Annotated in this window: 13 protein-coding genes; 10 read left to right on the plus strand and 3 right to left on the minus strand. The window is 61.0% G+C overall.

Features of this window, described 5'->3' with window-relative positions:
• Positions 1-148 precede the first annotated feature (148 nt).
• From DWV20_RS03205 to DWV20_RS03235, 7 genes are all read left to right on the plus strand, one after another.
• Positions 149-511 (plus strand): desulfoferrodoxin family protein, encoded by a 363-nt coding sequence (locus DWV20_RS03205; RefSeq protein WP_118256368.1) that lies wholly within the window; start codon positions 149-151, stop codon positions 509-511.
• 117 nt (positions 512-628) lie between these two features.
• Positions 629-2,614, plus strand: coding sequence for a hypothetical protein (locus DWV20_RS03210; protein WP_118256369.1), 1,986 nt, complete (start codon positions 629-631; stop codon positions 2,612-2,614).
• A gap of 164 nt (positions 2,615-2,778) precedes the next feature.
• Positions 2,779-3,300, plus strand: a complete 522-nt coding sequence (gene ruvC / locus DWV20_RS03215) for a crossover junction endodeoxyribonuclease RuvC (RefSeq protein ID WP_035137351.1) — start codon at positions 2,779-2,781, stop codon at positions 3,298-3,300.
• Entirely contained in the window at positions 3,300-3,920 is a 621-nt protein-coding gene (gene ruvA / locus DWV20_RS03220; RefSeq protein WP_118256370.1) for a Holliday junction branch migration protein RuvA, read from the plus strand. Before ruvC ends, ruvA begins: the two co-directional genes overlap by 1 nt.
• Entirely contained in the window at positions 3,920-4,987 is a 1,068-nt protein-coding gene (ruvB, locus tag DWV20_RS03225) for a Holliday junction branch migration DNA helicase RuvB (protein ID WP_118256371.1), read from the plus strand. The genes ruvA and ruvB overlap by 1 nt, the downstream gene beginning before the upstream one ends.
• Before the next feature lie 146 nt (positions 4,988-5,133).
• Positions 5,134-6,801 (plus strand): formate--tetrahydrofolate ligase, encoded by a 1,668-nt coding sequence (locus DWV20_RS03230; RefSeq protein ID WP_118256372.1) that lies wholly within the window; start codon positions 5,134-5,136, stop codon positions 6,799-6,801.
• A 180-nt stretch (positions 6,802-6,981) separates the two neighbouring features.
• On the plus strand, positions 6,982-7,968 hold the full coding sequence (locus DWV20_RS03235; protein WP_118256373.1) for a hypothetical protein: 987 nt from the start codon (positions 6,982-6,984) through the stop codon (positions 7,966-7,968).
• 110 nt (positions 7,969-8,078) lie between these two features.
• Here DWV20_RS03235 and DWV20_RS03240 read toward each other — a convergent pair whose 3' ends face one another.
• The gene (locus DWV20_RS03240) at positions 8,079-9,260 is read right to left on the minus strand and encodes a cation diffusion facilitator family transporter (protein ID WP_118256374.1); all 1,182 of its coding nucleotides are present in this window, start codon (positions 9,258-9,260) and stop codon (positions 8,079-8,081) included.
• A gap of 262 nt (positions 9,261-9,522) precedes the next feature.
• Here DWV20_RS03240 and DWV20_RS03245 point away from each other — a divergent pair, with 262 nt between their 5' ends.
• From DWV20_RS03245 to DWV20_RS10185, 3 genes are all read left to right on the plus strand, one after another.
• A complete protein-coding gene (locus DWV20_RS03245) occupies positions 9,523-10,860 on the plus strand; it encodes a hypothetical protein (protein WP_118256375.1) in 1,338 nt (445 codons plus the stop codon).
• A gap of 116 nt (positions 10,861-10,976) precedes the next feature.
• Complete coding sequence (locus tag DWV20_RS03250) at positions 10,977-11,348, plus strand: DUF1499 domain-containing protein (protein ID WP_118256376.1); 372 nt, start codon at positions 10,977-10,979, stop codon at positions 11,346-11,348.
• Positions 11,275-11,445, plus strand: a complete 171-nt coding sequence (locus DWV20_RS10185) for an SHOCT domain-containing protein (protein WP_117764911.1) — start codon at positions 11,275-11,277, stop codon at positions 11,443-11,445. Before DWV20_RS03250 ends, DWV20_RS10185 begins: the two co-directional genes overlap by 74 nt.
• A 508-nt stretch (positions 11,446-11,953) precedes the next feature.
• Here the strand turns inward: DWV20_RS10185 and DWV20_RS03260 are convergent.
• Positions 11,954-12,175 carry a hypothetical protein gene (locus DWV20_RS03260; protein ID WP_118256377.1) on the minus strand — a complete coding sequence of 74 codons (222 nt, stop codon included), beginning with the start codon at positions 12,173-12,175 and terminating at the stop codon, positions 11,954-11,956.
• 32 nt (positions 12,176-12,207) lie between these two features.
• Positions 12,208-12,996 carry an ADP-ribosylglycohydrolase family protein gene (locus tag DWV20_RS03265; protein ID WP_118256378.1) on the minus strand — a complete coding sequence of 263 codons (789 nt, stop codon included), beginning with the start codon at positions 12,994-12,996 and terminating at the stop codon, positions 12,208-12,210.
• Between the last annotated feature and the right edge of the window lie 16 nt (positions 12,997-13,012).

Raw genomic sequence — 13,012 nt, forward strand, 5'->3', positions numbered from 1 at the left:
CTGCCAGGTCGGGCCAGGTCATCGGTTCGTCCTGGCCCGACCGCTTGCCTCGCCCGTTATGTGTTCATTTGCCGTGCCGTGGATGGTTTGCCTGCCTTTGGGCATAAGAAGCATCAGGAATATTGGCACATCAGCAAAGGAGAACATCATGGCGAAATTCTTTAAGGATTCCAATGGCAAGCTCATTGCTGCCCTTGGCGACGACGTTGCGACCCCTGCCGGCTGCACGGAGCTGACGGCGAACACCGAGGACGCGGCGCACGAGAAGCACGTGCCTGTTGTCGAGATCGAGCGCGACGGCCACGTCATTCGCGCACGCGTGGGTTCGACGGAGCACCCCATGCTGCCCGAGCACTACATCGAGTGGATCGCGCTTGAGGCCGAGGGGCGCCTGGAGGTCCATTACCTCGAGCCCGGCATGAAGCCCACGACGTTTTTTGCTGGCGGCTCCAAGACCGGTACCGTCTATGCCTACTGCAACCTGCATGGGCTGTGGTCCGCGACGTTCTAGGAGCGCGCCCCCGCTCGGGGTATCATAGCTAGCATATGCACATGCGAGCGCCGGCTGCATTATGCGGCCGGCGCTTTTACTACGACAACGACGATTTACGACGGAAAGGGCTGGGCCATGAAGCTCGCACTTGCACAGATCGATATGCGCCTGGGTGATATTGAGGGCATTTGCGGCCGCATCGAGGACCAGGCTCGCTTGGCCCATGAGCGCGGCACGCGTGTGCTGTGCGTTCCGGCCCCGCTCTTTATGGGTGCCATGCCGGTCAGCCTGGTGGGCGCTGCCGATTTTGAGCACGATATGCTGACGGGCCTGACGGGCGTTGCCGAGCGCATCCAAGAGCTCGATATGATCTGCATCGTGCCCGCTGCGGTTTCGTTTGAGGGCCAGCCCCTGCTTGACTATATGATGCTTAAGGATGGTCGCGTGGTGCCTGCGCGCGCAAGTATTGCCCTGCAGCGCGGTGAGAACAACGACACACGTTGGGCACCGCCGGTGTTTGACGTGGACGGCGTGCGCATCGCCGTGGTGTTTGACCTGGATCGCGAGCTCGAGATGCTGCCGACCGGTGTCGACCTCATTGCCTATTTCCAGTTTAATGCGTTTGACATGACCAACCGCGAGACCGCCGCCATTGCCGCCGTTCGCAGCGGCGCCTACCGCAAGATCGCATCCAAGCGCAGCGTGTGGTTTGCCTGCATGGCGCCGGTCGGCGCCTATGACGAGTCGGTGTATACCGGCGGGTCGTTTGTGCTTGACGACTGCGGACGCGTGGTGGCCCAGGCGCCGTGTTTTGAAGAGAGTCTGCTGGTTCAGGAGATTCAGCGCGGCGTGATGCTCGATGCCCTGGAGGACCATGAGCTGCCCCAGTTTCGCTCCGAGGAGTGGCTGTGGCAGGCGCTGGTGCTTGCCGTGCGCGACAATGCCCGCGCCCGCGGTGCGTCGCGTGCCGTGGTGGCGCTCGAGGGCGATTTGCCGTCGTCCCTGTTGGCAGCGCTTGCCGTCGATGCCTTGGGTCCGCGTAATGTGATTGGCCTGGTGCTGGGGCGCAATCGCATCTTTACGCCGGCGCAGGAGGAAGCCGAGGCCGCCCGTTGTTCTGCTGTGCGCTCAATCGCCGAGCGCCTGCACATCCGCACCGTCGAGCGCGATGCGCCGGATGCGGCGCGCGTGCTCGACCGCGACGTGTCGGCGGGCGATGCCGAACGCCTGCGTTCGCGTGCGCTGGGCCTGATGCTCGAGGATACGGCGCTCGAGCTGGGCGCTATGGCGCTGAGCCCGCTTTCCAAGACCGAGTACGCGCTGGCGGCGCCCGCGCTGTCCGGCGGCTATCAGGGCGACTTTGCGCCCTTTGGCGACGTGTATCTGTCGACGCTCGAGTTTGTGGCACGCGTGCGCAACCGCGCCTCGGCCGTGGTGCCCCAAGAGCTCGTGACGCTCAACGCGGTGGAGGATTGCATGGATCGCGTGTTGGCGCAGGCGCTCTCGACGCTCGCCGGCCCGGTTGATATGCTCGATCGCGCGGCGCAGCTGCTGGGCGGGCTTGAGCCGGGCGAGGTCGATGGTGCGCTTGAGTCGCACGTGGACCGCAACCGTCCCTTTGACGATATCCCGATGGCCACCGGCAAGCCCGAGGCCTGCTCACTGCTGCTGATGCTTGTGCGCCAGGGCGAGGCTGCTCGTCGCATGCTGCCGACGGTGCCGATCGTCTCGGCCCGTTCGTTTGTCGAGCGCGCCTGGCCGTACATGCTTGCGTGGTCCGATCTGGGGCTAAACGGTAAGGAGCGCATGACGGTTGATTCGCTGGCACGCGCCGAGGTGCGCCGCTTTGCCGACGACGACACGAGTGACCGTATGCGCGGCGAGATGATGGGCATATTGGGCGAGCTGTTGGGTATTTCGCCCGAGCAGATGGAAGAGCTGCGCTCCGAGGACGGCCAGCGCCGCCTGCACGAGGGTATGAAAAAGTTTGAGGGTGAGGTCCAGGACGCCATCGAAAAGATGATGGGCGGCCAGGGCGGACCGCAGGGCGGGGCCCAGGGTGGTCCGATGCCGCATCCGCCGGTTGATCCCCGACAGTTTCCGTTCTTTAGCCAGAACTAGGGCAGACGGAAACATTGCGGGAGGGATTCTCTCGCACACATTGCTTCTGCCGAATCAATCTTGCATTAAGTACTTTGGCCCCGTTGTGTTATTCTAGAACAGACGTTCGTGAATAGTGCGCGGGGCCTTGCCTTGCGCTGTGCTTGTGGCGAGGGGAGGTCGGCTTGGTTATCTTGGGTATCGACCCTGGTTTGGCCCATACGGGCTGGGGGATTATCGAGGAGCGGCGTGGCGAGGTTCGCTGCCGTGCCTACGGTTGTATCGAGACCAGCGCGGGCAGCCCGCTCGCGGTGCGCCTGTCGCATATCGCCCGCGACCTCAAGGGCGTCGTCGAACGCTACCGTCCCGATACCGCGGCTATCGAGAGCATCTACTTTGGCGCTAACGTCCGCTCGGCCATCCCCACGGCGCATGCCCGCGGTGCCGCGCTCGTGGCGCTTTCGGAGTGCGCGCTCGAGATTGGCGAATACACGCCCATGCAGATCAAACAGGCCGTGGTGGGCACGGGCGCTGCAGATAAACGGCAGGTTGCCTACATGGTGCGCACGCTCACGCAGCTCGATCACGACCCACACCCAGACCACGCCGCCGATGCCCTGGCCTGCGCCATCTGTCACGTTAACCTAAGCCGCACCCGGGCGCTTACCGGCGGCGAGTTCTATCAACAGAGAGGAACCGGATACTGATGATCTCCCAGCTCCATGGAACGCTTGTCGAGGCCACGATGAGCTCGGCCGTCGTCGATGTATCGGGCGTAGGCTTTGAGCTTGGCATATCTGGCAGCACTGCTGCCACGCTGCCCACGCCCGGCGGTGAGGTTCGCCTCTATACCCGCATGCAGGTCCGTGAGGACGCCATGACGCTCTTTGGCTTTGCCTCCAAGGACGAGCGCACGATGTTCGATCGACTCGTTTCCGTCTCGGGCGTCGGCCCGCGCCTGGCGCTTGCCGTGCTTTCCACCTATACCGTGGGACAGCTGTATTCCCTGGTAATGGCCGAGGATGACAGGGGCATGGCCAAGGTGCCCGGTGTGGGTAAAAAGACTGCCCAGCGCCTCATCTTGGAGCTCAAGAGTACCTTTGCCAAGGACAAGGGCTTTGTTCCGGTCGACGTAATTCCCGGTCAGGTTGCGATGCCGGTTCCCGCCGCCGCTCCCTCGGCAATCGATGATGCCCGCGCGGCGCTCCTTTCCATGGGCTTTAGCCCGCAGGAGACCGAGGTTGCCCTGAGCGGGTATGATGGGCAGGATATGCGTGTCGAGGATCTGCTCGGCGCGGCGCTTAAGCGACTCGGAATGGATGCGTGATGTGGGAAGCCGATGACTCTCAGGACCTGTGGGCGACGCCCGGCAGCTCGCCGGCGGCATCCATGGCGCACGGTGAGCGTATGGTGGGCTCGGAGCTGACGCCCGAAGACCTCGATGTCGACCGTACCCTGCGTCCCCAGCGCCTGGACGACTACTGCGGTCAGGAGCATATCAAGCAGAGCCTTCGCGTGCTGATCGAGGCGGCGCAGAGCCGTGGCGAGACGCTCGACCACGTGATCTTCTCGGGCCCTCCGGGCCTGGGCAAGACCACGCTGGCCACCGTTATCGCCAACGAGCTGGGCGCTCAGATCAAGACGACGAGCGGTCCGGCCATCGCGCGTACCGGCGACCTCGCGGCTATCCTCACCAACCTGCAGCCGGGTGACGTGCTGTTTATCGACGAGATCCACCGTCTTAACCGCTCGGTCGAGGAAGTCCTGTATCCCGCTATGGAGGACTTTGCGCTCGATATCGTGATCGGTAAAGGTCCGGCCGCTCGCTCGATTCGCCTGGATATCCCTAAGTTTACGCTGGTGGCGGCAACGACCCGCTCGGGTATGCTAACCGGCCCGCTGCGCGATCGCTTTGGCATCTCGTATCGCCTGGACTACTACACGGTCGAGGAGCTCGCCCAGATCGTGACGCGCTCGGCGACCATCTTGGGCGTGACGATAGACCATCCGAGCGCGCTCGAGATCGGCTCGCGCTCGCGTGGCACGCCGCGCTTGGCCAACCGTCTGCTCAAGCGCGTGCGCGACTACGCGCAGGTGCGCGGCAACGGTCCTATTGAGCTTGATATTTGCCGTCAGGCACTCGAGTTCTTCGAGATTGATGAGCTTGGTCTGGACTGGATGGACATTCGTATCTTGGAGACGCTTGCCAAGACGTTCTCTGGTCGTGCCGTGGGTTTGACGACCCTTGCCAGCGCGGTGGGCGAGGACCCGGGTACGCTCGAGGATGTCTATGAGCCCTACCTGCTGCAGTGCGGCTTGATGATTCGCACGCCCCAGGGCCGTCAGGCAACCTTGCGCACCTTTGAGCACTTGGGCATCGAGCCAGCCGTTTAGAGGCGGGTTTGTTTTGGCTGGTCTGTAAGCTATCGCTGAGCATTGGATAAACATATCGCCATTCATCGGTTACGGGTGTTTTACTATTGCGCGCCCGTGCTATGCTGAAACGGTCTTTTTCTCATTCGGTAACGAAAGGACCGCCCATGCCTACTGACATCGAAATCGCACGTTCCGTCACGCCGCTGCCCATTACCGAGGTGGCTAAGAACGCCGGCGTCGACGTAAAGCACCTGATTCCGTATGGCTTCGACAAGGCTAAGGTTGACTATTCACTGCTCAACGAGCCGACCGATCACCAGGCCAAGCTCGTCCTCGTGACCGCTATCAATCCCACGCCCGCCGGCGAGGGCAAGACCACCACGACTATCGGTCTGGCCGATGGTCTGCGCCGTCGCGGCGTCAAGAGCGCTGTGGCCCTGCGTGAGCCTTCGCTCGGTCCCGTCTTTGGCGTGAAGGGCGGTGCCGCCGGTGGCGGTTGGGCCCAGGTCATCCCCATGGAGGATATCAACCTGCACTTTACCGGCGACTTCCATGCTATTGGCGCCGCCAATAACCTGCTGGCCGCCATGCTCGACAACCATATTCAGCAAGGCAACCAGCTCGGTATCGATGTTAAGCGCATCACCTGGAAGCGCGTCGTCGACATGAACGACCGCCAGCTGCGCCACGTTATCGACGGCATTGGCGGCAAGGCCCAGGGCGTGCCGCGCGAGGACGGCTTCGATATCACCGTTGCCTCCGAGGTCATGGCAATCCTGTGCCTGTCCACGAGCATCAACGACCTCAAGGAGCGCCTGGGCGAGATCGTCGTCGGCTACAGCTTTGCCGGCGAGCCCGTCCGCGCCCGCGACCTCAAGGCTCAGGGCGCCATGGCTGCGCTGCTTAAGGATGCGCTCAAGCCCAACCTGGTTCAGACACTCGAGGGCACGCCCGCGTTTGTCCACGGCGGCCCCTTCGCCAACATCGCTCACGGCTGCAACTCCATCATGGCTACGCGCATGGCCATGCGCTTTGGCGATGTCGCCATTACCGAGGCCGGCTTTGGCGCCGATCTGGGTGCCGAGAAGTTCCTCGACATCAAGTGCCGCATGACGGGCGTTCGCCCCAGCGCCGTCGTGATTGTCGCCACCGCCCGTGCGCTTAAGTACAACGGCGGCGTTGCCAAGGCCGATCTTAACGAGGAGAACCTCGAGGCCCTCAAGGCCGGCATGCCCAACCTGCTGCGCCACGTTGACAATATCCAGAGCGTCTATGGTCTGCCCTGCGTGGTCGCCATCAACCGCTTCCCGACGGACACCGAGGCCGAGCTTGCGCTCATCGAGTCCGAGTGCCAGAAGCTCGGCGTCAACGTTAAGCTTTCCGAGGTCTGGGCCAAGGGCGGCGAGGGCGCGCTCGACCTGGCCGATGAGGTCATGCGCCTGATTGAGCAGCCGAGCGAGCTCAAGTTTGCCTACGAGGACGGTGTCGATGTGGCCGACGCCCTCGAGGCCGTCGCCACCAAGGTTTACCGCGCCGATGGTGTCGACTTTACGCCGGCTGCCAAGCGTCAGCTCGCCGAGCTGCGCGAGAACGGCTTTGGCAACCTGCCGGTATGCGTCGCCAAGACGCAGTACAGCTTTAGCGACAACGCCAAGGCCCTGGGCGCTCCCGAGAATTTCCGCATCACGGTGCGCGAGCTCAAGGTTTCTGCCGGTGCTCACTTTGTGGTCGCGCTGACCGGCAGCGTTCTGACCATGCCGGGCCTGCCCAAGGTTCCCGCGGCCGAGAACATCGACGTCGACAACGACGGCAACATCACCGGCCTGTTCTAAGCCTGCTGCTTATAGCCGCTTGCCCGCCCCGCCGCGCCCACCAAGGTCCGGCGGGGCTTTTTGATCCTTAGGCACGCGCATGTCTTGTAGATACCGACGGCCTTTGCCCATCATAGGCTTTTGCGCGGGTAGAATGCATGGATAACTTGATGCTTACAGGCGACGGAAAGGAAACGTTGCATGGACCAGGACAAGACGACCGTGATGGGCGGATATGGTTCCGCGCAGGCTGACGATAGCGCCGATGCGACCCGCGTTGTTCCCAACCCCGGTTATACCGACCCCGCCGCGACGCAGCCTTCTGCCGAACCCACACAGGTTATGGGCTATGGCGATACACCGCGGGATCCATTTGATTATGCACCGCAGGACCCGTATGGCAATGCGACGCCGGACCCGTATGGCAATGCGGCGACAGATACTTATAACAACCTGCCGCAAAATCCCATTCCGCAGCCTCAACAGACGACGTATATGCCGCGCACGGCACAGGCCCAGCCTCGATATGAATCGCGCGATCCGTATGCGCGCCAACCCTATCGCGAGTATCCCAAGTCGATTCCGCAATATGGCGAGGACGAGGAAGAGACGCCGTCGCGTTCGTCGAGTGTGATCAAGAAGATTCTCATTGTGCTGGCGATTTTCTTTGCCCTCTCGATTGTGTTTGCCATCGTGTCGGGCATGCTCAACAGGCGAGGGAGTTCAACGGCCGATACCACTGCCGAGCAAACCGAGTCCGCCTCGTCTAGCACCGTCGATCTGAGCGATATCCCGGGGCAGTACTGGTCCAACGCCAAGAAGCTCCTCAAGTCGCGCGGCGCCGATCTTTCGAATGCTGTGATTCTGACTGACGACGGCTCGACGCCTGTTGTAGATGCCAACTGGGTTGTTACTTCTGCCTACTATAACGACAACGGTAACCTCGAAATTCAACTCACGCACAAGAACAGCTCGGGCAACTCATCCGACGGCCAAAGCGGCACCGACAATTCGAGCTCCAACACGCTGGAGGACCTGAGCAACAAGGCGCAGGAGTTAGGAGACAAGGCGCAAGAGCTGGGCGATACGGCTCAGAACCTCGGCGATACTGCTCAGAATCTGGGCGATATGGCTACCAATGCCTGGAACGCGCTGCAAAACGGCATTTCGGGCGCACAGGGAAACTAGCGGTCGAGCGGCTAGAGCCTTAGCGGTGCAAACAAAAACGGGACGCAGGATCGCGTGACCGGGCGCATAGGCGCGTTGGTCGGCGGTCCTGCGTCCCGTTTTGCTGTCGATTACAGCTGCTCTGCCGGACGCTCGGGCGAGCTAAAGCCGGAGTCAAACGTGACGACGCATGACGCATCGGGCCGGCGCTCGTGCACGATGCGCGTGACGAGCTCCAGCAGTTCCTCGTCGGATATGTCAAAGCCGTCGGGACGCACCAGGTCAAACGAAACAAAGCCGTCGTGCTCATGCAAGTCGTGGATGGAAAGCGCTGGGTCGATTTGCGCTACGCCGCGCTTGACCCAGCCGCGCAGGTCGTCACCGGTTGTTGCAATGGGGTCGCAGTGCAGCGTAATGCCAATGCCCATCTGGCGTTTGATGTCGTGTTCGATGGTGTCCAGGATCTCGTGGTGCTCAAAGGCATCGCCCTCGCCGGGCATTTCCACGTGTGCGCTGGCAAACTGGCGGCCGGGGCCGTAGTCGTGCACCATGAGGTCGTGTGTGCCCAAGACCTGGGGGTACGACATAATCCTGTCGCGGATTTCCTGGACGAGCTTGGGGTCGGGCGCTTGTCCCAACAGCGGGCTGATGGCGTCGCGCACCAGGCCCATGCCGCTGATGCAAATGAAGATGCCCACGCCCAGGCCCGCCCAGCCGTCGAGGTCAAAGCCTGTCGCTTGCGAAATAAGCGCCGCCACCAAAACCGAGCCCGAGGTGATGACGTCATTCTTGGAGTCCTGCGCCGTGGCAATGAGCGTCTCTGAGTCGATGCGGACGCCCAGCGTGCGGTTGAACGCGGCCATCCAGAGCTTGACGAGCATGGACGTAGCCAGTGCCGCAAGGGAAACGAGCGTGTAAGCGGTGGGGGAGGGCTTGATGATCTTGGTGACCGACTCCAGGATCAGATTGATGCCGACGGCGCAAACCAGGACGGCGACAAACAAGCCGGCGAGGTACTCGTAGCGGCCGTGGCCGTAGGGGTGGCCTTCGTCGGCCGGGCGGCTGGCAAGGCGGAACCCAAGCAGGCTCACGATGTTGCTCGAGGCGTCGGAGAGATTGTTGAAGGCGTCGGCGATGAGCGAGACAGAGCCGGCGAGCAGGCCCGCGACGCCCTTGGCCAAGCACAGGGTGATGTTGAGGCCGATGCAGATGAGGCTTGCGGCAAAACCCGCGTTGGTGCGGCAGGAGGTATCGACCGGCTCGCTTTCGCTGCCGGGAACAAGCGTACGTACCAGCCGATTTACAAATAGCATAACGATCGTCCTCACAATCATGTTTAAGGGGATAGTGTAGCTCGCATGGGCGCACCGTGCACCGGTGCTCAGAAAATGCAGCAATGGTCTGCCCGCGCTAACGGGTGCGAGGCGGAGGGGGACGACTGCCCGCGCGCCTTCGAGTTCACTGCGCCTTCCCGTCCGACCGGGTGCTCCATTTTGGGCCACATGGGTATGGGCATGTGCTTACCTGCCCGACATACTTAATGTCGACAGCCCCTGTGCAAAGGAGGACGTATCCATGGACGAGATATTTGCCATTAAATGCCAAAACTGCGGCGGCCCTATGTACTCACACCAGGCTAAACGCAGCTTTGAGTGCGCCTATTGCGGCACGGTCGTTCCGTGGCAGGCCGATGCGGGGGAGCCCAAGAGCGCCCTGGGCATTCGTCATACGCCGTTGACGGTTGTCGATGGGCTGCTTAAGCTCACTCACGTGTCACAGCTCGAGCGCCCAGAGGATCCGGACTGGTATTTCTTTAATGCGCACTGGCGCAATCAGTCGGTTCTGGAGCATCTGCTGTGGGAGGACCGCGGCACGGCGCAGGAGTTTCAAGAGGCGACGCACGTGAGCATCCCGTGCCCCTTCTGCGGCGCATCCTTTGAGGGGTCATCGACCCAGCGCGTGTTTGAGTGCCCGTCCTGCGGCAATAAGATCGGCGTTGCCGACCTGCTCAAGCCCGGTACCTTTAGCAAGCGCCTGACCATGGGCGTTGGTGCGGAGTATGTACCCGAGCAGGGTATTCCCTGCGAGATCACTCCGCAGCAGGCGCGTGCCAACGCACTGCAGCTGGTGCGCCAGTACCCCGACGTCTTTGCCGGGCACGACGTGGAAGACGCGATTCAAAATGACATGATGCTCTTCTACTTTCCCATGGCGCTCGCGGACTTGCGCATGATGGCGTCCTTCCCGGGCAAGGGGCTGAGCAAGGAGACCTTGGTGTACTACGAGGTGCTCGATTGGGCGTATCCGCGGGCAAACTACCTGGACGTTCGTCTTATGGGCATTTTGGAGCCGTGGGACTTTGGCAAGGTTGGGCCGTTCGATCCCGCCATGCAGGAGGGCGACTTCTGCGTTGTCTCCGTCGATGCGTCCACCAAGGAACAGGTGGTTATTGATAAGCTGGCGCTCGACATTGCAGGCAACGATGCCGAGGCGGTGCTGGGGCTCAATAAAAAGAGCATCCGCGCCTGGGCGCACAAGGCCCGCAAGCACAAGGACGGTCTGGTGATGGTGCCGGTCTACTTTGTCGATCGTCCCGCGTCGGACAGCCGCGATGGCGAGCAGGTGCGCATTGCCGTAAACGGCCAGACGGGTCGTGCGGCCGCGGTAGTGTTTAGCGACAAGCGTGAGACGCATGTGGTGGCGCCGCTCAATCCCAACGTGATGCTGTCGAGCGAAAGCACCGTGCACGCCACGCCCATCGAGGTCAAATACGTTAAATCGCCCTTCCTATACCAGATCGTGCGCCGTGGAGGCGGCGAGCAGCCGCGCCAGGTTGCAGCCGCCGTCAAGGGTTCCTACCGAGAGGAGAAGCCCAAACGCAAGGGATTGCTCGCTGCGATTTTTGGTAAGTAGGGGAGTGGTGCCGGGGCGTCGGGCTGCATCGCAAGGTCATGAGACGAATTTAAGACTGCTGGGAACGTGCTACCATTGCCGATAGCCTTAATCTTGTAAGAAGCGGAGGCCAGATTATGGGTTTTGCGGATCAGCAGCTTCAGCTTCAGGTACCGTATTCTCCTGACGACACGTTTAATGCCTTGAAGACAGCTATGGAAAAGCTGCCTAAAGTAAAAGTTGATAGTGCATCGCCCACAACAAGAACAATTGCAGCTGAGATTGGTATGAGCCTTTGGTCTTGGGGCGAAAATATCAGTATTTCGGTTGTTCCAGTTGAAGGCGGATCTGGCGTTACTGTCAAGTCGTCATCTAAGGTCAGGGCAAACGTATTAAACGGGGGCAAAAATGCAAAGAATATTGCCGAGATAGTCGATGCCCTATCGAAGGAGCTCGAGCGGTATCCGCAGGTTTCACAGACTATTGAGACGCTGGCGGATAGTGGTTGATGTAGTTGCAAGGCTTGAGAGGCTTGCAGCACTGCGTGAGAGTGGAGTACTTACCGAGGAAGAGTTTGCTGCAGAAAAGGCAAAAATCCTTTCGTAATCAGACATGATGGTTGGATTTGCATTCTATTATTGAACTTGTTTATACCAGGCTGAAAACATCGTGTGTAATAAAGGTGCGTAGTAGTCTCGTCTTGATTGGCAGATGTAAATAAACGGTGGAACGGCTGTAAAAGAGCCTTGCCACTGGGTAAAATAAGGGATGCCGCGGAACCCGCTCCTCAGTCGGTCAACTTTGGAAGCGCGGGCAACGCAGGTATTATCGTCTAAAGGGCCGGGTGCAACCGGCCCTTTGCATGACTCCCTTCGCTATCCGTTACTGCTTATATTCCCGCCAGATCGAGTAGAGGTTCCGGACGATGCCGGTTACATACATCGAGAGGCGCAGGATTTCAAGAAACAAGTTCATAGGCTTCACCCCAATCAGAGATTAGAGCGTTGCCCGCAGGCGGATTCCGCGGCAGACATAATTCTACCTCACGGGCCGCGGTGGAGGATAGCCTGCCCCCTGGTTTTGAGCAGTGTCGATCTAACGGGCAATCAAGCCTCTAGTTCTCTTTGAATTGGGCAAGCATCTGCCCGAAGAAGCTTAGTTCGGATGGCTCATAAATGAGCGAGCCGCCATCTTCGGTCCGGTAGACCCCGCAGGGGAGGTGACGCCCGTCGGGGAGGACATAGAGGTTTTCTTCCTCCCTCAGTCCCGTTGGGAGTATCGGGGTCTCGTTTTCGTCCATTTTGAACTCATCGATATTCGCGATCTCCCTCTCCACGATGCCTCCTACCTTATTTCTTGAATGGCGCCCTAAAACAAGCAGCTCTCAATCAGCTCTTTTCCGCGCAGGGTATCGACCCACTCCTGCGGGATGGCCTCGATGCCGTATGCCGTGCCGGCGAGGGCGCCTGCGACGGCTGCGGTGGTGTCGGTGTCGTCGCCTAGGTTGACGGCGGCAAGCACGCAATCTTCGTAGCTGTTGGTGTTGACGAAGCACCAGACGGCTGCCTTAAGGGTGTCGCGCACGAAGCCACCTGACCCGATTTCGTGCTCAGGCACGCCTTTCAGGTGGAGCGCCCACGAGGGGAGCGCATCGTTCATCACATCCCTCATCAGCTCGACAAATATGATGCATGCATCTGTTGACGTTCTGTGGGCGTGCGTAATCGCGGAGACCTCGCTGATCTCTTCGTCTGTTGCATCGGTGAACGCCAGGGGCGCGATGCGCATGAGCGAGCCGTTGCCGTTGTCGCGCTCGCCGGAGCCTCCTTTGCCGGTGTGCAGGGCGCGGGCGGTCGTGCCGCCATAATCGAAAACGCCGTCGATCGTATACTCGCCACGGGCAATCCAGCTTACGAACTTGTCGCGCATGTCTGCGGTGTCGATATGCCCGAGCTCCCTAATCGAGTCGCAGGTAGCAAGCGTCATAGATGTGTCGTCGCTCCAGGTGCCGGCGGGCTGCCCATGCGTGCCGTAGCCGATCATGTCGGTGCATTCGAACGTGCCGCGGGGCCTGAACTCGTAGGGAACGCCCAGCGCGTCGCCGACGGCAAGCCCATAGATGCAGTCGCGCAGTGTCGTTTTCGGTCTGTCTGTCATGGAGCGCTCCTCTTAT

Origin of the sequence: Collinsella sp. AF02-46-1 (assembly GCF_003465825.1) — a bacterium.
In the GTDB taxonomy this organism is placed as follows: domain Bacteria; phylum Actinomycetota; class Coriobacteriia; order Coriobacteriales; family Coriobacteriaceae; genus Collinsella.